Raw genomic sequence first — 23395 nt, forward strand, 5'->3', positions numbered from 1 at the left:
GTTTACCCGCGAATACGGTAGTGGCGGCAACGGTGAACGGCGGGTGGAGATTGGCCAGCAGGGCCGGCCCTTTCGCGGGTAAACCCGCTCCTACAGGCGACCGGTGGCGCCTTGATTACCAGCGCCCAGCCGCATCCTGGTCACTCTGCCGCCCCTCCACCCACCTTGGCCCTTCCTGGGTATTCTCCTTCTTCCAGAACGGCGCCCGGGTCTTCAGGTAGTCCATGATGAAGTTGCAGGCATCGAACGCCGCCTGCCGATGGGCACTGGCCACCCCTACGAACACAATCGGTTCGCCCGGCTCCAGCGCACCGATGCGGTGCAGCACCTCCACCTTCAATAGCGGCCAACGCTGCTCGGCCTCGACCACGATCTTGGCCAGGGCCTTTTCGGTCATGCCCGGATAGTGTTCGAGGAACATCCCCGCCACTTCGCGGCCATCGTTGAAATCCCGCACATAGCCGACAAAACCGACCACCGCGCCCACGCCCACATTGGCTGCATGCATGGCATTGGTCTCAGCCCCCGGGTCGAACGCGCCTTCCTGCACTCGCACAGCCATGTTCAGCCTCCGGTCACCGGTGGGAAGAACGCCACTTCATCGCCCTCTTCCAGCGGTTCATCGAGCTTGCACAGCTCTTCGTTGCGCGCGCACATCAGGTTCTGCTCGGCCAGCACTTCGTACTGCCCGCCCTTGGCTACCAAGGCCTGGCGCACATCATCGAGCACCTTGAACGCCCCCTCCACCCGCTCGGCATCCACGCCCAACAGTTCGCGGTAACGGGCGAAGTACATCACCTTGACCTTCATCACGCCTCCACCTTGTAATGGCCACTCTTGCCACCGAGTTTTTCCAGCAGGCGCACCTGCTCGATGACCATACCTTTATCCACAGCCTTGCACATGTCATAGATCGTCAGCGCGGCCACGCTGGCGGCGGTCAGCGCCTCCATCTCCACACCGGTCTGCCCGGCCAGCTTGCAGCGGGCGACGATGCGCACGGCATCCTGCCCCTCGGCGCTGAGCTCGACCTTGACGCTGGTGAGCATCAGCGGGTGGCACAGCGGAATCAGGTCGCTGGTTTTTTTCGCCGCCTGTATCCCGGCAATGCGCGCCACGGCGAACACGTCACCCTTGGGGTGTTCACCGTCGACGATCATCTGCAAGGTCTGCGGCAACATGCGCACCCGCGCCTCGGCGGTAGCCTCGCGCTCGGTCACGGCCTTTTCAGTGACGTCGACCATGTTGGCCCGCCCCTGGGAATCAAGATGTGTCAGCACTGCTCTGCTCCTGTGAAGGGAGTTCGCAGTGTAAACCTGTGGGTCAGGTTTGAGCAGAGGTATGTGTCGGCAGGTTTTGCCTCTTCGCAGGCACGCCCGCTCCCACAGGAGCTCCACGGCCTCGAATCAAGTGGAGATCCTGTGAACGGGCGTGTCCACGAAGAGGCCGGGCATTAATCTGCCCGGCTACAGGGTTTACAAATGAGACTCGGCGTACTCGGCCAGCACCGAGCGAGGCACGCCCTGCAGGGTGATGTGCACGCCGTGGGGGAAGTCCTTGAAGCGCTCGGTCAGGTAGGTCAGGCCCGAGCTGGTCGCGGACAGGTAGGGGGTGTCGATCTGCGCCAGGTTACCCAGGCAGACCACCTTGGACCCGGAGCCGGCACGGGTGATGATGGTTTTCATCTGGTGCGGCGTCAGGTTCTGGCACTCGTCAATCAGGATCAGGCTCTGCTGGAAGCTACGGCCACGGATGTAGTTCAGCGACTTGAACTGCAGCGGCACGCGCTCAAGGATGTATTCGACGCTGCCATGGGTGCTTTCGTCATCCATGTGCAAGGCTTCGAGGTTGTCGGTGATGGCGCCCAGCCACGGCTCCATCTTCTCTGCTTCGGTACCCGGCAGGAAGCCAATCTCCTGGTCCAGCCCCTGCACGCTGCGGGTGGCGATGATGCGCCGGTAGCGCTTGCTGACCATGGTTTGCTCGATGGCCGCAGCCAGTGCCAGGATGGTTTTACCGGAGCCGGCGGCGCCGGTCAGGTTCACCAGGTGGATATCCGGGTCCAGCAGGGCAAACAGCGCCAGGCTTTGGTGAATGTCGCGTGGTTTCAGGCCCCAGGCTTCCTGGTGGAGCAATGGCTCCTGGTGCAGGTCGAGCAGCAACAGTTCGTCGTCACGAATGCCCTTGATCCACCCGACGAAGCCCTGCTCATCGATGATGAACTCGTTGACGTGCACGGCTGGCAGGTTGTCGATCATCTGCACCCGATGCCAGGTGCGGCCGCGCTCCTGGCGGGTATCGACCTTGCTCACGCGGTCCCAGAACGAGCCGGTGACCGAATGGTAGCCCTTGGACAGCAAGGACACGTCATCGACCAGTTGGTCGGTGCTGTAGTCCTCAGCCGCTATACCGCAAGCGCGCGCCTTCAGGCGCATGTTGATGTCTTTGGTGACCAGCACGACGTCCAGGTCGGTGCGCCGGGCCCGGACTTCGAGCAACTGGTTGATGATGATGTTGTCGTTGAGGTTTTCCGGCAGCAGCTTGTTCGGCTCGTTGCGCGGGGTCATCAGGATGGACAGGAACCCCTTGGGGCCGCTCTTGTTGCGCTGGATCGGTACGCCCTGCTCGACATCGCTGGGCGAAGCGTCACCGAGGGTCTGGTCTATCAGGCGGATGGCCTGGCGGCATTCGGCGGCGATACTCTGTTTGCCGGTCTTGAGCTTGTCGAGTTCCTCCAGCACCGTCATCGGGATGGCGACATGGTGCTCCTCGAAGTTCAGTAACGCGTTAGGGTCGTGAATCAGGACGTTGGTATCGAGCACATACAGGATTGGCTTGCTGGAGGAAGGGTTGCGTCCTTGGTCATCCATACTCGGTCACCTTATGTCGAAGCCACACGGCGTGGTCTGTTACGCCGCAGAGTGACTGCCGCTGTCCCCGTATCCGCGTTGTTACGGGCGGGAAGCGAACCTGGCTAGGTGGGCCTGGATGACGCCACCTGTGCTGCAGGAATCGGCTGTCTGGTTTCTTCATACCGCAAAAACCATGACCGAAAAAAGCACTTTTACGCATTTTTGAAGTTTATTTTTCCGATTGACGAAGAGGCCTTGGCGCCAGCGTCAGAGGGGACTACGCTCAGAAGTCATACCCTCTATTCGCGGTATCCATATTCCCGGCAATCCTCCCAGCCGATGCCGCTTTGCGCGGTATTGCGCAACAGCCAATCCACCGCCGGCTGCGCCTTGGGAAGGCTGTCATGAAACTGGATCACGCCCTTGCGCCACAACAGCATCAGGGTCAATACGCGCTGTGCGGACGCCTCTGCGCTCAATGCACCGTCATCCTGGGCATCGATGTCCCACAACGATACCCGCAACTGCTGGCGGACCATGAACGCCTCGCCGTCAGCCCGGCGCTGGCCATAAGGTGGGCGGAACAGCGGCACATACTGCTCGGGCAGATCAGCCTGCACCCGCGCCTGGCTGCGCCGCAGCGAATCCTGCCAGTCGGTCCACTGCGCATGGGAGCGGTATTCCCACCCCTGGATACCCACGCACTGCCCGTCATAGAGCTGGCGCAAGGCGTTTGCCGCCGCGCCATCACGGCGTTGCTGCAAGCGGTTACCGAGAGTGAAGAACGTGCCTTCGAGCTTTTGCCGGCGCAGGTAATCGGTGAGTAGATCCGTACTGCCCCCCTCGGGCCCGGGCCCACCGACAAAGGTCAGCAGGAACATGCGGTCGTTCAGTTCGTCACCCTTGCGCTCACGCGAAGACAGCCGCTCGATTTCGCTGCTGGTCTGCGGTAGCAACGCCGCCTTGCGCAGTTGCTCGTCCAGATAGCGGACATGGAACTGGTGGCTCGGCTCGATCCAGCCGGTATAGAACGCACCGACATCGGCAGCGAACGTCGCCGCTTGTGTGCGCAACTCCGCCATGGACGTAACCGGGTAGCAGAATGATGCGTCCTGCTCACAGCTGCGCTGCGCCTGTTGATAACCCTCCCACAACCGCTGCCACATGCGCGCACGAACCTGGCGCACCTTCTGCAGGTTGATCTGCCGCAACCCCAGCCGGGCCGCCAGGCTTGCGTCATCCAGCAACTCGCTTTCGTGCAGCGCTTGAGCGAACGAAAGGATTTCTGCCCGAGAGGCCACATCGAACAGCGCCGGGCTGTCCAGCTGTTCGGGCCACAGGCTGCGGTCCAGGCTGACCTGGGGTGAAGGGGCGGCTTGCACGGCCAGGCTCAGCAGGCCGGCCAGCAAGGCAGAAGCAATGCGCACAGTGGAGGCTCCGCAACGACAAAACGCGAACTATAGCGTCTGCACCGACCATGGGCTGTGACTATCGTCGCCATAGTTTGGACTTGTACCGCCCACCCCGTAGAATCCTCGGCCAACGATGCCAGGAGCCGACCCGATGCTGACGGTGATTTCCCCCGCCAAGACCCTCGACTACGACACCCCGCCAGTGACCGAGCGTTTCACCCTGCCCCAGTACCTGGATGAATCCCAGGCCCTGATCCAGCAGCTGCGCGAACTGTCGCCGGCGCAGATCAGCGAGCTGATGCACCTGTCCGACAAGCTCGCCGGCCTGAATGCTGCGCGCTTTGGCAGCTGGACCCCAGACTTCACCCCGGCCAATGCCAAGCAGGCGCTGCTGGCGTTCAAGGGTGACGTGTACACCGGCCTCGATGCCGAGAGCCTGAGTGAAGACGACTTCAGCTACGCTCAGGGCCACCTGCGCATGCTTTCGGGCCTATATGGCCTGCTGCGCCCGCTCGACCTGATGCAGCCCTACCGCCTGGAGATGGGCACCAAGCTGGCCAACGCCCGCGGCAAGGACCTGTACGCCTTCTGGGGCACGCGCATCAGCGAATGGCTGAACCAGGCCCTGGCCGACCAAGGCGATGACGTGCTGTTGAACCTGGCCAGTAACGAGTATTTCAGTGCAGTGAAACGCAGTGCACTGAAGGCCCGGGTGATCAACGTCGACTTCAAGGACCAGAAAAACGGCCAGTACAAGATCATCAGCTTCTACGCCAAGAAAGCCCGCGGCATGATGAGCCGCTTCGTCATCCAGCAGCGCATCAGCACCCCGGAACAGCTCAAGCAGTTTGATGCTCAGGGGTACTACTACAGTGCCGAGCAGTCCAAGCCGGACCATTTGGTGTTCCTGCGCGATCACCCCGCGGAGTGAGCCTGCCCCTTCACGGCCAAACCCGCTCTTACAGGTAATGCGCTACCTGTAGGAGCGGGTTCACCCGCGAAGAGGCCAGCAGCTCTGCCCCCCTCTCTGCCCTGCAACAGGGCACGCTGCAAACCGCCATCACGCCACGAATCCGACGCCAAAAATCCGTCACACCTCCCTTTATCGCCAAACGCCATAAGACCGTTCATACCTTTTTTGACGAATTCCGAAAAAATTTTTCAGATGCTGGCATAAAAATATCTCGCAACAGTTACGTCCTTTATACACGGGGGTGAAACACCCACGTGCTATCAATTTGAAACTGTCCGCAACTGAATAAATATTTAGAAATCTTTCATTCGGGCGAAACGGGCTCAGGAACTTCTGCCAAAGCCAATCGCTCATAGTGCCGTAACGATTTTCCTGCCTACGGGCTGTGAGAGATGACTTACAGATGACAGCAGCGGGTATCCACTGCCCGCCATGAGAAAATCGACAGGGATCACGGAAACCTCCGAAGACCTTGTCCATGCAGGAGAGACGCGCCCCTTACAAATCGTCCTAGTGGTTGATTTCAAAGGATTTATTCACTTGAAAAAACAAGCACAGCAACGCGCCAAGTAACGCATTGCAATAAAGACGGCTGCATTTCAGGGCACGTTTTTTAATGAATGGCTATTGAGTGCCAACTTTGAGCGCATAACTTTTTGCGTTCCGGATTTATTTTGCCTGCGCTCGGCGAAGTGTGCATTCGCCATGGATCCGTGCGCCCGAAAACTGTTGTTAATCAACCCAGCCCGGCTCTCTGCGGAGGCGTCGGCGTGATAAACACATGAGGTGATAGCGATGCGTATCAGCATCTTTGGTTTGGGTTATGTGGGTGCAGTCTGTGCAGGCTGCCTGACGGCGCGTGGCCATGAAGTGATCGGTGTGGACGTGTCCAGCACCAAGATCGACCTGATCAACCAGGGCAAGTCGCCCATCGTCGAACCTGGCCTGGAAGCACTGCTGCAACAGGGCATCGCCAATGGCCGCCTGCGCGGCACTACCGACTTCGCCGAAGCCATCCGTGCCAGCGATGTGTCGATGATCTGCGTGGGCACCCCCAGCAAGAAAAACGGCGACCTGGGCCTGGAGTACATCGAGTCCGTGTGCCGCGAAATCGGCTACGTGCTGCGTGACACCACCCGCCGTCACACCATCGTGGTGCGCAGCACCGTGCTGCCTGGCACCGTCAAGAACGTGGTCATCCCGATCCTCGAAGATTGCTCGGGCAAGAAGGCCGGCGTCGACTTCGGCGTGGCGGTCAACCCGGAATTCCTGCGTGAAAGCACCGCCATCAAGGACTACGACCAGCCACCGATGACAGTCATCGGCGAACTGGACAGCGCCAGCGGTGACATCCTCCAGGCCCTGTACGAAGAGCTCGACGCCCCGATCATCCGCAAGCCGATCGAAGTGGCCGAGATGATCAAGTACACCTGCAACGTATGGCACGCCACCAAGGTCACCTTCGCCAACGAAATCGGCAACATCGCCAAGGCCGTGGGCGTCGATGGCCGCGAAGTGATGGACGTGGTCTGCCAGGACAAGGTCCTCAACCTGTCCCAGTACTACATGCGCCCTGGCTTTGCCTTCGGCGGCTCTTGCCTGCCCAAGGACGTACGCGCCCTCACCTACCGCGCCGCCAGCCTCGATGTCCGTGCGCCGCTGCTCGACTCGCTGATGCGCAGCAACGAATCGCAGGTGCAGAACGCCTTCGAGCTGATCGAAGCCCACGACAAGCGCAAGGTCGCCCTGCTGGGCCTGAGCTTCAAGGCCGGCACCGACGACCTGCGCGAAAGCCCGCTGGTGGAACTGGCCGAGCGCCTGATCGGCAAGGGCTACCAGCTGGACATCTACGACGAGAACGTCCAGTACGCCCGTGTTCACGGCGCCAACAAGGATTACATCGAGTCGAAGATCCCGCACGTGTCGTCGCTGCTCAACGCCAACTTGCAGCAGGTGATCGACAACGCCGACATCATCGTCCTCGGCAACCGTGACGAGCAGTTCCGTGCGCTGGCCCTGCAAGCGCCAGCCGGCAAGCAGGTGATCGACCTGGTCGGCTTCATGAACAAACCGACCAGCACCACCGCCCGTACCGAAGGCATCTGCTGGTAAGTGCCCGGCCGGGCAGCGACGAGGCACTCGACAAGAGCCGCCTCCTCGCTGCCCACCCTTTCCCGAATTCTCGACGGATGCTGAACATGCAAAGGCTCCAGACAGTGCTGTTGCAGTGCGCCGGGTGGCTGCTCTACATGAGCCTGCTCATGCTGATCGCCCTGGCCCTGCCAGCTGATATCTTCGACTCGCAGTCGAAGCACTTCATCTTCCTGGTCGGCGCAGTCGGCATCTGGCGCTACTCCATGGGCGCCACCCATTTCATCCGCGGCATGATCTTCCTCTACGGCGTGTACCCGTACCTGCGCCGCAAGGTGCAGAAAATGGGTAATGCCACCGACCCGTCGCATGTCTACCTGATGGTCACCAGCTTCCGTATCGAAGCGCTGACCACCGCCCAGGTGTACAGCTCGGTGATCCGCGAGGCGATCAACTGCGGCTTCCCCACCACCGTGGTCTGCTCGCTGGTGGAAATGTCCGATGAACTGCTGGTGAAGAGCCTGTGGGCCAAGTACAACCCGCCGGCCCACGTGAAGCTGGACATCGTGCGTATCGCCGGTACCGGCAAGCGCGATGGCCTGGCCTACGGCTTCCGCGCCATCTCGCGCATGCTGCCGGACGAGAACGCCGTGGTGGCGGTGATCGACGGTGACACCGTGCTGGCCGACGGCGTGGTGCGCAAGACCGTGCCGTGGTTCAAGCTGTTCCCCAATGTGGGCGGCCTGACCACCAATGAATTCTGCGAAGTGCGCGGCGGCTACATCATGAGCGAGTGGCACAAGCTGCGCTTCGCCCAGCGCCACATCAACATGTGCTCGATGGCCCTGTCCAAGCGCGTACTGACCATGACCGGGCGCATGTCGATGTTCCGCGCCAGCGTGGTGACCAACCCCGAGTTCATCGCCGACGTCGAAAGCGACTCGCTGATGCACTGGCGCCTGGGCCGCTTCAAGTTCCTTACCGGGGACGACAAGTCCAGCTGGTTCAGCCTGATGCGCCTGGGCTACGACACCTTCTACGTGCCGGACGCCGCCATCAACACGGTCGAGCATCCGCCGGAAAAAAGCTTCCTCAAGGCCAGCCGCAAGCTGATGTACCGCTGGTACGGCAACAACCTGCGGCAGAACTCACGGGCACTGGGCCTTGGCCTGCGTCGCCTGGGGCTGTTCACCAGCATCGTGTTGTTCGACCAGCGCGTGTCGATGTGGACCAGCCTGCTGGGCCTGACCGTGGCGGTGATCGCCAGCCTCAAGTTCGGCATGGCCTTCTTGCTGGTGTACCTGCTGTGGATCGGCATCACCCGCCTGATCCTCACCATCATGCTGCTGTGCTCCGGCCACAACGTAGGCCCGGCCTACCCGCTGATTCTCTATTACAACCAGATCATCGGCGCGCTGATGAAGATCTACGTGTTCTTCCGCCTCGACAAGCAGTCGTGGACGCGTCAGCCCACTGCCCTCAAGCGTGACCTCGCCAGCTTTCAACAATGGTTCAACACCTGGTCCTCGCGGACCATGACCTTCTCGGCTGCCAGCATCTTCGTTGCTGTGCTGTTCATGGTCGTGTGAGCCCAACCCGGATCGGATCTAACAGGAACAAACCACCATGAATACCGCCGTGAACGTCAATGTCGTGCATGAGTCCGAAGCCCAGCGCCAACACGCCCGGGTACGCATTCCCGCCAAGCTGCGGTTCCTGGATGCCCAGCGCCAGGTCCACGAAGTCAAGGTCGAAGACCTTTCTGCCGGCGGCCTGAGCTTCCACGCCAAGCAACCGCAGTCGGTGGGCGATGTGCTGCGCGGGCGCCTGCAGTTCGTGGTCGACAACCTGGGCCTGTCGATGGACATCGAGTTCCAGGTGCGCTCGTACAACCCGGACAATGGCCGTATCGGTGCGCAGTTCCAGAACCTTGAACCTCGCGACATCGCCACGTTGCGGCACATCATCACCAGCCACCTGTCGGGTGAGCTGATCAGCATCGGCGACGTACTCAGCACCCTGCAGCGCGACAACTTCACCAAGGCGCGCAAGCAGAAGGACGGTGGGTCGGGCCTGAGCGCCTTCGGCCGCTTCAAGGCAGTCACCGTCACACTGGGCGTGTTCGTGGTCGGCGTTGCGGCGTTCGGCTTCGTCGCCAAATCGTTGTATGGCATGTATTTCGTCAGCCACGCCGAAGCCGGTGTGGTCGCAGTGCCGACCACCAACGTCACCATGCCGCGCGACGGTACCGTGAGCAGCCTGGTCGAAAGCGGTGGGCAGATCGCCAAGGGCGCGCCACTGGCCAGCTTCACCACCAGCATGCTGGACATGCTCAAGGGCAACCTTGAAGACGCACAGCTGGAGCCGGCGAAGATCGAGGAACTGTTCGGCAAGCAGCTGTCCGGCACCCTCACCAGCCCTTGCGATTGCGTGGTCGCGCGCCAGTTGGTGGACGACGGCCAGTACGCCGCCAAGGGCCAGCCAATCTTCCAGCTGATCCCACGCACCACCACCCCGATGGTCGAGGCGCGCTTCAGCTACCGCCAGTTCGACGAGGTCAAGCCGGGTACCCGGGTCAACTTCCAGGTGGCCGGCGAAGACGAAGTGCGCACCGGTCAGATCGTCAGCAGCACCAGCCTCAACAGCGAAGACCTGTCCTCCGACATCCGCGTGCAGATCAAGCCAGACAGCGGCCTGCCCGCCGAACTGGCCGGCCGCCCGGCCTCGGTCAACAGCGACCGTGGCCCATCGCTGAACTGGCTGATCGACAAAGCCGTGGCCCGTGGCCTGTGAGGGACGGACAATGATCTCTGATACCAACACCTATCCTGTGGGAGCGGGCATGCCCGCGAAGAGGCCAGCAGGGACAGCATCGTCGGCCATGCCAATTCGCGGGCTTGCCCGCTCCCACAGGGTCCGCGTGAATCTGGGATTGTGTGCACTGGCCGCCGCCATCACGTTGGCCGGCTGTGCCGGCCTGCCCGACCAGCGCCTGGCCAACGAGGCCATGAAGCGCGGTGACACGGCATTGGCCGAGCGCAACTACAAGGCGCTGGCCGACCTGGGCTACAGCGAAGCGCAAGTCGGCCTGGCGGACATCAAGGTGGCCACCCGCGACCCCTCGCAAATCAAGGAAGCCGAGGCCACCTATCGCGCTGCGGCCGCCACGTCGCCACGCGCCCAGGCACGCCTTGGCCGCCTGTTGGTGGCCAAGCCGGACAGCACCCAGGCCGAACGTGAGGAAGCCGAAACCCTGCTCAAGCAGGCCGCGCAACAGGGCCAAAGCAATACCCTGATTCCGCTGGCAATGCTCTACCTCAGCTACCCGCAGAGTTTCCCCAAGGTCAACGCGCAGCAGCAGATCGACCAGTGGCGCGCCGCCGGCAACCCGGAAGCGGGCCTGGCCCAGGTGCTGCTGTACCGCACCCAGGGCACCTATGACCAGCACCTGGGTGAAGTGGAAAAGATTTGCAAGGCCGCGCTGAACACCACCGACATCTGCTACGTCGAACTGGCCACCGTGTACCAGAAACGTGGCCAGGCCGATCAGCAAGCCGCCCTGCTCGGCCAGCTGAAATCCGCCTATGCCCGTGGCGCCGTACCGGCCACCCGGGTTGACAGCGTGGCCCGGGTGCTGGCCGACCGTAGCCTTGGCCAGACCGACGAAAAAACCGCCAAGGAGCTGCTCGAGCAAGTAGCCCCGGCCAACCCGGCGTCCTGGGTCAGCCTGGCACAGCTGGTATACGACTTCCCCGAACTGGGCGACACCGACCAGTTGATGGCTTACATCGACAAAGGCCGCGAAGCTGAACAGCCCCGCGCCGAACTGCTGCTGGGCCGTCTGTACTACGAAGGCAAAACCCTGCCAGCCGACGCTCAAAAAGCCGAGCAGCACCTGCAAGCCGCAGCCGAAGCCGGTGAGATCAGCGCCCATTACTACCTGGGCCAGCTTTACCGCCGCGGCTACCTGGGCAATGTCGAGCCGCAGAAGGCCGTCGACCACCTGCTGGCCGCCGCCCGTGGCGGGCAGAACAGCGCCGACTATGCCCTGGCCCAGCTGTTCAGCGAGGGTCACGGCATCCGCCCGCAACCGGGCAACGCCTGGGTGTTCGCCCAGCTGTCGCAGGCCAACCCGACGCCGCAATCAGCCGAACTGCTGCAGCAGCTCGACCAGCAACTGACACCTGACCAGCGCAACCAGGCCCAGCAACTGCTGGACCAGGAAAAGCGTGCACGCGGCAGCATGGCGCAGGGCGCGAACAGCACCCTGGCCCTCGAAGCCTTGCAAGACGACGAAAAAGAAGTAGACGGTGAGGACTCGCTATGACGCTCAATCCCTTCGTGAAAGCCGGCATCGGCCTGAGCTTCGCCCTGCTGTGGTCCTGCCCGACCCTGGCGGAAATGACCGCTGAAAAAAACTTCGGCCTGGACGTGAAAATCACCGGCCAGTCGGAAGACGACCGTGACCTCGGCACCCGCTCTGGCGGCGACGTCAACGGCCTGGGTCTGGATCTGCGCCCGTGGGTGTATGGCGAGCGCGGTAACTGGAGTGCCTACGCCATGGGCCAGGCGGTCGCTGCGACCGACACCATCGAAACCGACACCTTGCGCCAGAACGACGACGGCACCAGCACCGACACCGGCGACGACAGCCGCCAACCAGACAAAAGCTACCTGGCCATGCGCGAGTTCTGGGTCGGCTACAGCGGCCTTACCGCCTACCCTGGCGAGCAGCTGCGCTTCGGTCGCCAGCGCCTGCGCAGCGACGATGGCATGTGGCGCGATACCAACATCGAAGCGCTGAACTGGACCTTCGACACCACGCTGCTCAAGGCCGACCTTGGCGTAGCCCAGCGTTTCAGCGAATACCGCACCGACCTCACCGAACTGGCCCCGGAAGACAAGGACCGCACACACATCTACGGCAACGTCGCCACGCAGTGGACCCCTGGCCACTGGGTTGGCCTGCGCGCTCACCACACACATGACAGCGGCAGCCTGAAGAGCCCCGGCGAAACGGTCGACGCGCTGGACAAGACCCGCACTGGCGACCTCACCTGGCTGGGTCTGGAGGCCAACAGCGACGCCTACAACTGGCGCAACGACCACACCGTGAATTACTGGGGCAGCGTCACCTGGCTGACCGGTGACCGCGACAAGCTGAGCACCCAGCAGGTGGGCGACGACCAGGTCGCCACCGGCAAGCAGAGCGGTGACGTCAACGCCTGGGCAACCGACCTCGGTATCCGCCTGCGCCTGGACCCGCAATGGCAGGTCGGCGCTGCCTACGCCCGGGGTAGCGGCGGCGGCGGCGATGACGGTTCGAACAACTTCGAGCAGACCGGCCTGGAGAGCAACCGCTCCAACTTCACCGGCACCCGCTCGCGCGTGCATCGCTTCGGCGAAGCGTTCCGCGGCGAACTGGGCAACCTGCAGGCCGCCACCCTGTTCGCTTCGTGGCAGCTGCGCGACGACTACGACGCCAGCCTGATCTACCACAAGTTCTGGCGTGTCGACGGTAACCAGAACATCGGCTCCAGCGGTATCAACGCGGTGGTCGACGACAACGGCGTGAACCGTCAGCTGGTCGACGGCGAGAAGGACCTTGGACAGGAAATGGACGTGGTCGTAACCAAGTACTTCAAGCAAGGCCTGCTACCGGCTTCGATGAGCCAGGCAATCGACGAGCCGTCAGCCCTGGTGCGCCTGCGTGCCGGTGTATTCAAGCCGGGCGACGCCTACGGCAAGGAAACGGACTCGTACATGCACCGCGCCTTCGTCGACGTCATCTGGCGCTTCTGAGGCCGTAGGGGACTGACCGTGATGAACCTTCACCCGCACTTACGTCACAGCCTGTTGGCCAGTGCCTTGCTGCTGGCAAGCGGCCTGGCCACTGCCGCAGAGCCCCAGGTGATCGCCAAGGAGCTGCAGCAGGCCAAGACCTATACGGTGGCCAGCGCACCGATCGAACCGCTGCAGATGGACCCGCCAAAGCTGCCCGACCTCACCGGTTTCACGGCCGAGGCGGTGCAGAAGAAAATCGACCGCCGCCACAAGGGCAAGGTCAGCCTGCGCCGTATGTTCCAGGAGGACACCCTCAAGGAGTTCGTCGGCGGCGACAACAAGGCCGCCGAGTGGGTGCAGCGCCAGCACGGCATCCCGCAGGCGATCTTCGTCGATGACGGCCATGTCGACCTGACCGAGTTGAGCAAGAAGGTGCCCAAACAGTACTTCAGCGAAGTCGAGCCTGGGGTTTACCTGGCACGCCTGCCGATCGTGGTCGGGCAAAAGGGCATCCTCGAGATCGACGGCAAGGTCAAACAGCTGCGCCTGTCCCAGGAGGGCGGCGCATTTCTGGTCAATGACGGCAAGCTGTTCGTAACCGACACCCAGGTGACCGGCTGGCGGGAAAAGGACAACGGCCCGGCGACCTTCCGCTCGCCCAAGGAATTCCGCCCGTTCCTGCTGTCGTGGGGCGGCACCGAGACCTACATCGTCAATACGAAGATGGCCAGCTTCGGCTACGCCAAGTCCAAGTCGTATGGCGTAAGCATCTCGCAGTACACGCCGAACATGGCCAAGCGCATGGGCCGCCCGGAGCCCACCGGCTGGATCATCGGTTCGGAGTTCAGCGACATGTGGTACGGCTTCTACTGCTACGAAACCCAGGACTTCGTGATCAAGGACAGCACCTACCGCGACAACATCGTCTACGGCATCGACCCGCACGACCGTTCGCATCGCCTGATCATCGCCGGCAACACGGTGTACGGCACCAAGAAGAAGCACGGCATCATCGTTTCGCGTGAGGTCAACGACAGCTGGATCATCAACAACAAGAGCTACGACAACAAGCTCTCGGGCGTGGTGATCGACCGTAACAGCGTCAACAACCTGGTGGCCTACAACGAGATCTACCGCAACCACACCGACGGCATCACCCTGTACGAAAGCGGCGACAACCTGATCTGGGGCAACAAGCTGGTCAACAACCGCCGCCACGGCATCCGCGTGCGTAACAGCGTGAACATCCGCCTGTACGAAAACGTCGCCATGGCCAACGGCCTGGTCGGCGTATACGGCCACATCAAGGACCTGTCCGACACCGACCGCGACATCGCCCTCGACCCGTTCGACACCAAGGTGTCGCTGATCGTGGTGGGTGGCGAGCTGTCGGCCAACGGCTCCGGCCCGCTGTCGATCGACTCGCCGCTGTCGGTCGAGCTGTACAAGGTGTCCATGCTTGCCCCACGCAAGGCCAGCGGCATCAGCCTCAATGGTGTGCTGGGTGAGCGCCAGGACGAAATCCTCGACCTGCTGGTACGCCAGCAGAAGGCTGTGCTGATCGACCCGGTCGAACGCCAGACCGAAATGATCGATTAAGGAAGCCCAGACCATGACTCCACACCTGATGAAACTGCTGGGCCTGTCCGCCGCCCTTCTGGCAATCAGCCAGGGCGTGCGCGCCGAAGACGTCAAGGCCCCGACCTTCAACGCCGAGCCCTGCTGCCAGTTGTGCCCTGAAGCGCACGATGCCAGCCGCTACACCACCCGCTATCAGCAAAACTTCACCACGCTGGTGCAGGCCCAGGGCGACTGGCTGTTCCGCACCCGCGAAGACCTGCGCACCGAGTTCAACACCACCCCGGCCGGCTACAAACGCCTGCAGCAAGTGCACGACGCGTTCAAGAAACGTGGTGTGGAACTGGTGGTGGTGTACCAGCCGACCCGTGGCCTGGTGAACCGCAACATGCTCAACCCGGCAGAAAAAGCCGCCTTCGACTACCAGAAGGCCCTGGGCAACTACCAGGCCATGCTCAAGCGCTTCGCCAGCATGGGTTACAACGTGCCCGACCTGTCACCGCTGACCAACGAGCAACTGGCCGCCGCTGACCAGGGCAAGGACTTCTACTTCCGTGGCGACCAGCACTGGACGCCGTACGGTGCCGAGCGTGCGGCGAAGATCGTGGCGGACACCGTGCACAAGATGCCGGCCTTCGAAGGCATCCCGCGCAAGGAATTCGAGACCAGGAAGTCCGGGCGCATGGGCAAGACCGGCACCCTGCACAACGTTGCCGGCCAACTGTGCGGCACCAGCTACGCCGTCCAGTACATGGACCAGTTCGCCACCGAGCCGAAAGGCGCAAGCGGCGGCGACGACCTGTTCGGTGACAGCGGCAACGCGCAGATCACCCTGGTCGGTACCAGCCACAGTGGCAAGAACTACAACTTCTCGGGCTTCCTCGAGCAATACATCGGCGCCGACGTGCTCAACGTCGCTTTCCCAGGCGGTGGCCTGGAAGGGTCGATGATCCAGTACCTGGGCAGCGAGGAATTCCAGAAGAACCCGCCGAAGATCCTGATCTGGGAATTCTCCCCGCTGTACCGCCTGGACCAGGAAACCATCTGGCGGCAAATCCTTGGCCTGCTCGACGACGGCTGCGACGACCGCCCAGCCCTGATGAGCGCCAGCACCACCCTCAAGCCTGGCAAGAACGAGCTGATGGTCAACGGCAAGGGCGGCGTGATCAAAGACCTGATCAACCGCAACCTGCAGATGGACGTCAAGTTCGAAGACCCCTCGGTGAAGGTGTTGCAGGCCACCCTCTGGTACCTCAACGGCCGCCACGAGGACATCAAGCTGGAAAAACCGGAAACCTCCGACACCGACGGCCGCTTCGTCTTCCAGATGCGCGAAGACGAGGACTGGGCCAGCCAGAGCCTGCTGGCGTTCGAGGTACAGGGGCCGGAAAGCGGCACCCAGAAGGTCGAAGCCAAGCTCTGCAAACGCAACAACTTCGCCGTGCCTGCGCAGACCGCGCAGGCTGGCCAGTGAGGCGACCCATGACCATTTTCAAGCGAATTTCCAGCCCCGCCCTGCTCGCGTTGGCCTTGTTTGGTGGTGCCGCGCACGCCGCGCTGGTACCGCCGCAGGGTTACTACCAAGGGATCGAAAAGCTCAAGACCGGTGAGGGTAACTTCCGCTGCGAAGCGGCGCCCAAGCCATACACCGGCCCGCTGCAGTTTCGCAGCAAGTACGAAGGCTCAGACAAGGCACGGGCAACGCTCAACGCAGCCTCGGAAAAGGCCTTCCGCAAGTCGACCGAAGACATCACCACGCTTGAAAAAGGCGTGAGCAAGATGGTCGGCCAGTACATGCGCGACGGCCGCCCGGCGCAACTCGACTGCACCCTGACGTGGCTGGGCACCTGGGCACGCGCCGGTGCATTGCTGTCCACCGACTACAACCATACCGGCAAGTCGATGCGCAAATGGGCGCTGGGCAGCATGAGCGGTTCATGGTTGCGGCTGAAATTCTCCAACTCGCAGCCGCTGGCCGCACACCAGGCCGAGGCCGACCTGATCGAAAAATGGCTCACCCGCCTGGCCGAGCAGACTGTGCGTGACTGGAGCGACCTGCCGCTGGAGAAGATCAACAACCACAGCTACTGGGCGGCCTGGTCGGTCATGGCTACCGCCGTCGCCACCGACCGTCGCGACCTGTTCGACTGGGCCGTGAAGGAATTCAAGGTGGGCGCCAACCAGGTGGATGACCAAGGCTTCCTGCCCAACGAAATCAAGCGCAAGCAGCGCGCGCTGGCCTATCACAACTACGCCTTGCCGCCGCTGGCGATGATTGCCAGCTTCGCCCAGGCCAATGGCGTCGACCTGCGCGCCGAGAACAACTTCGCCTTGCAGCGCCTGGGTGAAGGCGTGCTGGCCGGCGCCCGCGATCCCAGCCACTTCAAGGCGCGGGCGGGCAAGAAACAGGACATGACCGACCTCAAGGTCGACAGCAAGTACTCCTGGCTCGAGCCTTGGTGTGCGCTGTACCACTGCGTTGGCGACACGCTTGAGCGCAAGCACGACATGCAGCCGTTCAACAGCTTCCGGCTGGGGGGCGATGTGACCCGGGTCTATGACCCGAGTGCAGAGAGCAAGAAATGAATTGACCCCCATTGCGGGGGCGGAACCTGTGGGAGCGGGCATGCCCGCGAAGAAGCCACCGCGGTGCGTGGCAAGGGCTTCGCCCTTGTTCGCGGGCTTGCCCGCTCCCACAGGGATCTAAGTTGCCTTCCAGTCTTGCACTGGGGGGTTTGGGGGGCGCTTTGCCCTGGATGCTGTGAACAAATTAGGAGAACCGGGATGGTCTTCTCGTCCAACGTGTTCCTGTTCCTGTTCTTGCCGATCTTCCTCGGCCTGTACTACTTGAGCGGGCAACGTTATCGCAACCTGCTGCTGCTGGTCGCCAGCTACATCTTCTACGCCTGGTGGCGGGTGGACTTCCTGGCACTGTTCGCCGGCGTCACCCTGTGGAACTACTGGATCGGCCTGAAAGTCGGTGCCGCCGGTGTGCGCACCAAGCCTGCGCAGCGCTGGCTGCTGCTCGGCGTGGGTGTCGACCTGGCGATACTCGGCTACTTCAAGTACGCCAACTTCGGCGTCGACAGCCTGAACGCGATCATGACGTCGTTTGGCCTGGAGCCATTCATTCTGACCCACGTGCTGCTGCCGATCGGTATCTCGTTCTACATCTTCGAGTCGATCAGCTACATCATCGACGTATACCGCGGTGACACCCCGGCTACCCGCAACCTGATCGACTTCGCAGCGTTCGTGGCGATTTTCCCGCACCTGATCGCAGGCCCAGTGCTGCGCTTCAAGGACCTGGTCGACCAGTTCAACAACCGCACCCACACCCTGGACAAGTTCTCCGAAGGCTGCACCCGCTTCATGCAGGGCTTCATCAAGAAGGTGTTCATCGCCGACACCCTGGCCGTGGTCGCCGACCACTGCTTCGCCCTGCAAAACCCCACCACGGGCGATGCCTGGCTCGGCGCCCTGGCCTACACCGCACAGCTGTACTTCGACTTCAGCGGCTACAGCGACATGGCCATCGGCCTGGGCCTGATGATGGGCTTCCGCTTCATGGAAAACTTCAAGCAGCCCTATATCAGCCAGTCGATCACCGAGTTCTGGCGGCGCTGGCATATCAGCCTGTCGACCTGGCTGCGCGACTATCTGTACATCACCTTGGGCGGTAACCGTAAAGGCACCTTCAATACCTACCGTAACCTGTTCCTGACCATGCTGCTGGGCGGCCTGTGGCACGGTGCCAACTTCACCTACATCATCTGGGGCGCCTGGCACGGCATGTGGCTGGCCATCGAGCGCGCGCTGGGCCTCGACACCAACCCGCAGCGCTTCAACCCGGTGAAGTGGGCCTTCACCTTCCTGCTGGTGGTGGTCGGCTGGGTGATCTTCCGCGCCGAAAACCTGCATGTGGCCGCCCGTATGTACGGCGCCATGTTCAGCTTCGGCGACTGGCAGCTGTCGGAGCTCAACCGTGCCCAGCTCACCGGTCTGCAGGTGGCCACCCTGGTCATCGCCTACCTCACCCTGGCGTTCTTCGGCCTGCGCGACTTCTACCGCAATGCCAGGCCGACGCCCAAGGCGACCCCGGTGCAGATCAACGCTGACGGCTCGATCGGCCTGGACTGGACCCGGGTGATGACTCGCGCACTGATCCTGCTGCTGTTCGTCGCCTCGATCCTCAAGCTTTCGGCGCAAAGCTACTCGCCGTTCCTTTACTTCCAGTTCTGAGGTTGATGACCATGACCCGGACATTACGCATCACCTACTCCCTGTCGTTCCTCGGCCTGCTTGTCGGCATGGGCGCCTGGTCCACCGGTGGCCTGCAGAGCTTCCAGCGCACCGAGCAGATGACCCTGCTCAACGGCAAGCTGGCCAAGGCCGCCGAGACCCACTACGACGCCGAGTTCCCGATCAAGCGCCTGGGCACCAACCTGTGGGCGGCAATGGACTTCAAGCTGTTCAACGAAGGCCGCCCGGGTGTGGTACTGGGCCGCGACCAGTGGTTGTTCAGCGACGAAGAATTCAAGCCCACCGCCGGTGCCGAGCAATTGATGCAGGAAAACCTGGCACTGATCCGTGGCGTACGCGACACCCTGCAGCAACACGGTAGCCAGCTGGTGCTGGCGATCGTGCCGGCCAAGGCGCGGGTCTACGCCGAGTACCTGGGCAAAGAGCGGCCTGCCAGCCTGCATGACGACCTGTACAACCAGTTCCATGCCCAGGCACGCCAGGCCAACGTGTTCGCACCGGACCTGATGGCACCGATGGAGCAGGCCAAGGCCCGCGGCCAGGTGTTCCTGCGTACCGATACCCACTGGACGCCTATGGGTGCCGAAGTGGCAGCGCAGGCGCTGGCCGAAGCGGTCAGCCGCCAGAGCCTGCTCAACGGCGACCCACAAGCCTTCATCACCGAAGCCGGCAACACCGCCCCCTACAAGGGCGACCTGACCAACTTCCTGCCACTGGACCCCTTGTTCAGCAACCTGCTGCCAGCCCCGGACAACCTGCAGAAACGCACCACCCGGCCGGTCGATGCCGAGGGTGACGCCGGCGACGCGTTGTTCGCCGACAAGCAGATCCCGGTTGCACTGGTAGGCACCAGCTACAGCGCCAACCCGCACTGGAACTTCCTCGGCGCGCTGCAGCAGGCCCTGCGCAGTGACGTCGCCAACTACGCCGAAGACGGCCATGGCCCGCTACTGCCGATGCTCAAGTACCTGCAAAGCGATGCCTTTAAAAACGCCGCACCACAAGTGGTGGTGTGGGAATTCCCCGAACGTTATCTGCCAATGAAAAACGACCTCAGCAGCTTCGATCCGCAGTGGATCGCGCAGCTGAAAAACTCCCGTAAATCCGAAGAAAACCTGGCCTTGTCGTCCACCCGGACAGACCACTGACTGATAGAGAGGAAACGCACATGACTACCAAGACTTCCATTGCCAAAGCCCTCACCCTCGCGGCCGGCCTTTCCCTTGCTTCGATGCAGGCCTTCGCCGGTGCCGACGCCGCACTGTATGGCCCAAGCGCGCCGAAAGGCTCGACCTTCGTACGCCTGTACAACGCGACCAGCGCACCGGCCGCCGCGTCGGTCGGCAACACCCAGATCAAACAGGTTGGCGCACAGGCCAGCAGCGACTTCAGCTTCCTGCCAGGCGGCGACTACACCGCCCAGGTCGGCGGCAAGAGCGTGCCGGTCAAGCTGGCCTCGGACAAGTACTACACCCTGGTCAACAGCAACAGCGGCACCCCGAAACTGATCGAAGAACCACCGTTCAAGAACAAGCAGAAAGCCCTGGTGCGCGTGCAGAACCTGAGCGACCAGCAACTGACCCTGAAAACCGCCGACGGCAAGACCGAAGTGGTCAAGCCGGTACCCGCCAACGGCCGTGGCGAACGCGAAATCAACCCGGTCAAGGTCAACCTGGCGCTGTACCAAGGAGACAAGAAAGTGGGTGACGTGAAACCCGTCGCCCTGGAGCGCGGCGAAGCCGCAGTGCTGTACGTAACGGGTTCCGGCAACGCCTTGTCGCCGGTGTGGGTAACTCGCCCCGTGGCTAGCAACTGATTCCCCTGCCTCTCAACGACTATTGGAGAAACATGATGATCCCGGTAATTCTTTCTGGTGGTAGCGGTTCCCGTCTGTGGCCTCTGTCGCGCAAGCAGTTCCCCAAACAGTTCCTGGCCCTGACCGGTGAACACACGCTGTTCCAGCAAACCATCGAGCGCCTGGTATTCGAGGGCATGGACACCCCGATCGTGGTCTGTAACAAGGACCACAAGTTCATCGTCCAGGAGCAACTGGCCGCACTGAAGCTGGAAACCCAGGGCATCCTCATGGAACCGTTCGGCCGCAACACCGCGCCGGCCGTGGCCATGGCTGCCATGAAGCTGGTCAACGAAGGCCGCGACGAGCTGATGCTGGTGCTGCCTGCCGATCATGTGATCGATGACCAGAAAGCCCTGCAACGTGCCCTGGCCTTGGCCACCGTGGCCGCCGAGCGTGGCGAGATGGTGCTGTTCGGTGTGCCGGCGACCAAGCCGGAAACCGGCTATGGTTACATCCGTTCCAGCCAGGACGCGCTGCTGCCCGAAGGCGTGGCGCGGGTTGCGCAGTTCGTCGAGAAGCCCGACGAAAAACGCGCCGCCGAGTTCGTCCAGGCCGGTGGTTACTTCTGGAACAGCGGTATGTTCCTGTTCCGCGCCAGCCGCTTCATCGAAGAGCTGAAAAAGCACGACGGCGACATCTACGATACCTGCGTACTGGCCCTGGAGCGCAGCCAGGAAGACGGCGATGTACTGAGCATCGACGAAGCCACCTTCGCCTGCTGCCCGGACAACTCCATTGACTATGCGGTGATGGAGAAAACCCAGCGTGCCTGCGTGGTGCCGATGTCGGCCGGCTGGAGCGATGTAGGCTGCTGGTCGTCGCTGTGGGAAGTGCACGAGAAAGACGACAACGGCAACGTCACCAAGGGCGACGTGGTGGTTCAAGACAGCCGCAACTGCATGATCCACGGCAACGGCAAACTGGTGTCGGTGATCGGCCTGGAGAACATCGTGGTGGTCGAGACCAAGGATGCCATGATGATTGCCCACAAGGACAAGGTCCAGGGCGTCAAGCAGATGGTCAAGACCCTCGACGAACAGGGCCGCACGGAAACCCAGAACCACCTGGAAGTGTATCGCCCGTGGGGCTCGTACGACTCGGTGGACATGGGCGGCCGCTTCCAGGTCAAGCACATCACCGTCAAGCCGGGCGCCAGCCTGTCGCTGCAGATGCACCATCACCGCGCCGAGCACTGGATCGTGGTATCCGGTACCGCCGAGGTGACCTGCGACGAGAACGTGTTCCTGCTGACCGAAAACCAGTCGACCTATATCCCCATCGCTTCGGTGCACCGTTTGCGCAACCCGGGCAAGATCCCGCTGGAGATCATCGAAGTGCAGTCCGGCAGCTACCTGGGCGAGGATGACATCGAGCGCTTCGAGGATGTGTATGGGCGCACGTCCACCCCCATCGAGCGCGGCGTTTCGGTAAAGACCATCGCGCAGTAAATGCTGACTCGCCCCTGGGCTGACCAGGGGCGAGCCTGCTCACTCACCGCTCGGGGCTATGACGTAGATGTCGAATGGGCCACCCACCACTTTGAAAGGTCGCTGCAAATCATCCTCCCCTTCAAATTCGAAGGATTCAGCCCTGATGCTCGTGGCAGTCATCTCGAGTTTCCGGATACGCCCGGATTTCGCATAGCCGCCATAGGTTGTGCCGCGCTTGTGAACAAGCGCCCGGTTCGCCTCATCACCGATAACGACATCCCTCACGCCCTCCTGTAGTTCCAGATCGAAGTCAATGTAGACGTCCGCATCTTCGGCCTGCCCCTTGTAGGCGTACAACCACGCTGATTTTTCAGCGCTCCCGTAGTCCACGCCCTCGGAAACGAAATCCTCCCTTTGACCCGCAAGGCTGATGACAGCCGTAACGTTGCCCTTGGCAGGCGTTTTTTTCATTTCTTGCACAAGCTCTCGCTCAATTGCTGTGTGACTCATGGCCATGCTCCTTTTGAATAGGCATGGCGGAATCTAGAATGGATATACCCTTTCCACTACTCGCAGTATTGCCAGGTCTGGCTTCTGGCATGGTTGCTCACCGGTTACCTGACTGCTGGGTTTTAGGTAGGCTGTAGCCATCCCTGCGCGCGAATGAGGCGATTACGCGATGCTGATCGGTGCCCTGCTGATCCTCACCTGGCTGGTGTTGTTGTTGCGTTACCCAGCCAAGGCTCTTCCCATCTCCCTGGCGGCCGTGTTTGGCCTGGGCCTGGTGGCCTTGTTCGTCGTCTGGCAAGACAGCCGCGAAAGCAGTCGACTGGCGCGCCTGGACCTGCGTCTGACCTACGCCCCCGAACACTGCCCCGCCGACCGTGCCTTGCAGGTACGCATGAAGAACGGCAACGACGTGCCGCTGACCGAACTGCGCTGGCGCGTGGCGGCGTACGCACCGGGCGATACCGTGAACCTGGCCGAGAACACCTACAACGCCCCGCGATACCGAGGGCCAGGTGAATTGCAGCCGGGGGCCGAGTGGCAAGACTGCCTGCCATTGCCGCCACTGCGTTCCGGGTATCGGCCGCAGACCCTGGAATTCCGCGCAGAACGCCTGCAAGGTACATTTGCCAATTGATGTGTTGCCT

Annotated in this window: 20 protein-coding genes; 14 read left to right on the forward strand and 6 right to left on the reverse strand. The window is 62.2% G+C overall.

Going from position 1 to position 23395, the window contains the following annotated elements; genetic code table 11:
• Positions 1 to 115: 115 nt before the first annotated feature.
• From moaE to V7787_RS46300, 5 genes are all read right to left on the reverse strand, one after another.
• Entirely contained in the window at positions 116 to 562 is a 447-nt protein-coding gene (gene moaE, locus V7787_RS46280; protein WP_010952421.1) for a molybdopterin synthase catalytic subunit MoaE, read from the reverse strand.
• Positions 563 to 564: 2 nt separating this feature from the next.
• A complete protein-coding gene (gene moaD / locus V7787_RS46285; RefSeq protein ID WP_003251777.1) occupies positions 565 to 810 on the reverse strand; it encodes a molybdopterin converting factor subunit 1 in 246 nt (81 codons plus the stop codon).
• Complete coding sequence (moaC, locus tag V7787_RS46290) at positions 810 to 1280, reverse strand: cyclic pyranopterin monophosphate synthase MoaC (protein WP_003251775.1); 471 nt, start codon at positions 1278 to 1280, stop codon at positions 810 to 812. The genes moaD and moaC overlap by 1 nt, the downstream gene beginning before the upstream one ends.
• A 195-nt stretch (positions 1281 to 1475) precedes the next feature.
• Positions 1476 to 2870, reverse strand: coding sequence for a PhoH family protein (locus V7787_RS46295; protein ID WP_003251772.1), 1395 nt, complete (start codon positions 2868 to 2870; stop codon positions 1476 to 1478).
• Positions 2871 to 3151: 281 nt separating this feature from the next.
• Positions 3152 to 4279, reverse strand: a complete 1128-nt coding sequence (locus V7787_RS46300; RefSeq protein WP_064490720.1) for a polysaccharide deacetylase family protein — start codon at positions 4277 to 4279, stop codon at positions 3152 to 3154.
• A gap of 136 nt (positions 4280 to 4415) precedes the next feature.
• Between V7787_RS46300 and yaaA the strand changes: the two genes are divergently transcribed.
• The 13 genes from yaaA to V7787_RS46365 all read left to right on the forward strand — a co-directional run bounded on the left by yaaA (position 4416) and on the right by V7787_RS46365 (position 22259).
• Complete coding sequence (yaaA, locus tag V7787_RS46305; RefSeq protein ID WP_010952418.1) at positions 4416 to 5195, forward strand: peroxide stress protein YaaA; 780 nt, start codon at positions 4416 to 4418, stop codon at positions 5193 to 5195.
• 837 nt (positions 5196 to 6032) lie between these two features.
• Positions 6033 to 7349, forward strand: a complete 1317-nt coding sequence (locus V7787_RS46310; protein WP_010952417.1) for a nucleotide sugar dehydrogenase — start codon at positions 6033 to 6035, stop codon at positions 7347 to 7349.
• An 86-nt stretch (positions 7350 to 7435) separates the two neighbouring features.
• Entirely contained in the window at positions 7436 to 8917 is a 1482-nt protein-coding gene (locus tag V7787_RS46315) for a glycosyltransferase family 2 protein (protein WP_003251762.1), read from the forward strand.
• A 37-nt stretch (positions 8918 to 8954) separates the two neighbouring features.
• A complete protein-coding gene (locus tag V7787_RS46320) occupies positions 8955 to 10121 on the forward strand; it encodes a PilZ domain-containing protein (RefSeq protein ID WP_020193026.1) in 1167 nt (388 codons plus the stop codon).
• A gap of 88 nt (positions 10122 to 10209) precedes the next feature.
• Entirely contained in the window at positions 10210 to 11655 is a 1446-nt protein-coding gene (gene algK / locus V7787_RS46325; RefSeq protein ID WP_129932687.1) for an alginate biosynthesis TPR repeat lipoprotein AlgK, read from the forward strand.
• Positions 11652 to 13130, forward strand: a complete 1479-nt coding sequence (locus tag V7787_RS46330; RefSeq protein ID WP_064490718.1) for an alginate export family protein — start codon at positions 11652 to 11654, stop codon at positions 13128 to 13130. The genes algK and V7787_RS46330 overlap by 4 nt, the downstream gene beginning before the upstream one ends.
• A 21-nt stretch (positions 13131 to 13151) precedes the next feature.
• Positions 13152 to 14711, forward strand: coding sequence for a mannuronan 5-epimerase AlgG (algG, locus tag V7787_RS46335; protein WP_003251754.1), 1560 nt, complete (start codon positions 13152 to 13154; stop codon positions 14709 to 14711).
• Positions 14712 to 14724: 13 nt separating this feature from the next.
• A complete protein-coding gene (locus V7787_RS46340) occupies positions 14725 to 16164 on the forward strand; it encodes an alginate O-acetyltransferase (RefSeq protein WP_336094472.1) in 1440 nt (479 codons plus the stop codon).
• An 8-nt stretch (positions 16165 to 16172) separates the two neighbouring features.
• Positions 16173 to 17276, forward strand: a complete 1104-nt coding sequence (locus V7787_RS46345) for a mannuronate-specific alginate lyase (RefSeq protein WP_336094473.1) — start codon at positions 16173 to 16175, stop codon at positions 17274 to 17276.
• Positions 17277 to 17474: 198 nt separating this feature from the next.
• Positions 17475 to 18932, forward strand: a complete 1458-nt coding sequence (locus V7787_RS46350) for an MBOAT family O-acyltransferase (RefSeq protein ID WP_064490715.1) — start codon at positions 17475 to 17477, stop codon at positions 18930 to 18932.
• 11 nt (positions 18933 to 18943) lie between these two features.
• Positions 18944 to 20101 (forward strand): alginate O-acetyltransferase, encoded by a 1158-nt coding sequence (locus V7787_RS46355; RefSeq protein WP_003251747.1) that lies wholly within the window; start codon positions 18944 to 18946, stop codon positions 20099 to 20101.
• Between the two features lie 20 nt (positions 20102 to 20121).
• Positions 20122 to 20769 carry an alginate O-acetyltransferase AlgF gene (locus V7787_RS46360; RefSeq protein ID WP_020190688.1) on the forward strand — a complete coding sequence of 216 codons (648 nt, stop codon included), beginning with the start codon at positions 20122 to 20124 and terminating at the stop codon, positions 20767 to 20769.
• A gap of 35 nt (positions 20770 to 20804) precedes the next feature.
• The gene (locus V7787_RS46365; RefSeq protein WP_104887077.1) at positions 20805 to 22259 is read left to right on the forward strand and encodes a mannose-1-phosphate guanylyltransferase/mannose-6-phosphate isomerase; all 1455 of its coding nucleotides are present in this window, start codon (positions 20805 to 20807) and stop codon (positions 22257 to 22259) included.
• A 39-nt stretch (positions 22260 to 22298) separates the two neighbouring features.
• On the opposite strand, the gene V7787_RS46370 is transcribed toward V7787_RS46365, so the two are convergent.
• Positions 22299 to 22757, reverse strand: coding sequence for a hypothetical protein (locus V7787_RS46370; RefSeq protein WP_442965368.1), 459 nt, complete (start codon positions 22755 to 22757; stop codon positions 22299 to 22301).
• A gap of 163 nt (positions 22758 to 22920) precedes the next feature.
• Here V7787_RS46370 and V7787_RS46375 point away from each other — a divergent pair, with 163 nt between their 5' ends.
• Positions 22921 to 23385 (forward strand): hypothetical protein, encoded by a 465-nt coding sequence (locus V7787_RS46375; protein ID WP_064490713.1) that lies wholly within the window; start codon positions 22921 to 22923, stop codon positions 23383 to 23385.
• Positions 23386 to 23395: the final 10 nt, after the last annotated feature.

This window comes from Pseudomonas sp. CGJS7 (assembly GCF_036961695.1).

Coding starts and splice junctions, on each gene's coding strand:
- V7787_RS46295 (WP_003251772.1), bottom strand. CDS start 2,870: ATGGATGACCAAGGACGCAACCCTTCCTCCAGCAAGCCAATCCTGTAT.
- algG (WP_003251754.1), top strand. CDS start 13,152: ATGAACCTTCACCCGCACTTACGTCACAGCCTGTTGGCCAGTGCCTTG.
- moaD (WP_003251777.1), bottom strand. CDS start 810: ATGAAGGTCAAGGTGATGTACTTCGCCCGTTACCGCGAACTGTTGGGC.
- V7787_RS46355 (WP_003251747.1), top strand. CDS start 18,944: ATGACCCGGACATTACGCATCACCTACTCCCTGTCGTTCCTCGGCCTG.
- V7787_RS46345 (WP_336094473.1), top strand. CDS start 16,173: ATGACCATTTTCAAGCGAATTTCCAGCCCCGCCCTGCTCGCGTTGGCC.
- V7787_RS46365 (WP_104887077.1), top strand. CDS start 20,805: ATGATCCCGGTAATTCTTTCTGGTGGTAGCGGTTCCCGTCTGTGGCCT.
- V7787_RS46320 (WP_020193026.1), top strand. CDS start 8,955: ATGAATACCGCCGTGAACGTCAATGTCGTGCATGAGTCCGAAGCCCAG.
- V7787_RS46375 (WP_064490713.1), top strand. CDS start 22,921: ATGCTGATCGGTGCCCTGCTGATCCTCACCTGGCTGGTGTTGTTGTTG.
- V7787_RS46360 (WP_020190688.1), top strand. CDS start 20,122: ATGACTACCAAGACTTCCATTGCCAAAGCCCTCACCCTCGCGGCCGGC.
- V7787_RS46350 (WP_064490715.1), top strand. CDS start 17,475: ATGGTCTTCTCGTCCAACGTGTTCCTGTTCCTGTTCTTGCCGATCTTC.
- V7787_RS46310 (WP_010952417.1), top strand. CDS start 6,033: ATGCGTATCAGCATCTTTGGTTTGGGTTATGTGGGTGCAGTCTGTGCA.
- moaE (WP_010952421.1), bottom strand. CDS start 562: ATGGCTGTGCGAGTGCAGGAAGGCGCGTTCGACCCGGGGGCTGAGACC.
- V7787_RS46315 (WP_003251762.1), top strand. CDS start 7,436: ATGCAAAGGCTCCAGACAGTGCTGTTGCAGTGCGCCGGGTGGCTGCTC.
- V7787_RS46330 (WP_064490718.1), top strand. CDS start 11,652: ATGACGCTCAATCCCTTCGTGAAAGCCGGCATCGGCCTGAGCTTCGCC.
- V7787_RS46370 (WP_442965368.1), bottom strand. CDS start 22,757: ATGGCCATGAGTCACACAGCAATTGAGCGAGAGCTTGTGCAAGAAATG.
- V7787_RS46340 (WP_336094472.1), top strand. CDS start 14,725: ATGACTCCACACCTGATGAAACTGCTGGGCCTGTCCGCCGCCCTTCTG.
- yaaA (WP_010952418.1), top strand. CDS start 4,416: ATGCTGACGGTGATTTCCCCCGCCAAGACCCTCGACTACGACACCCCG.
- algK (WP_129932687.1), top strand. CDS start 10,210: ATGCCAATTCGCGGGCTTGCCCGCTCCCACAGGGTCCGCGTGAATCTG.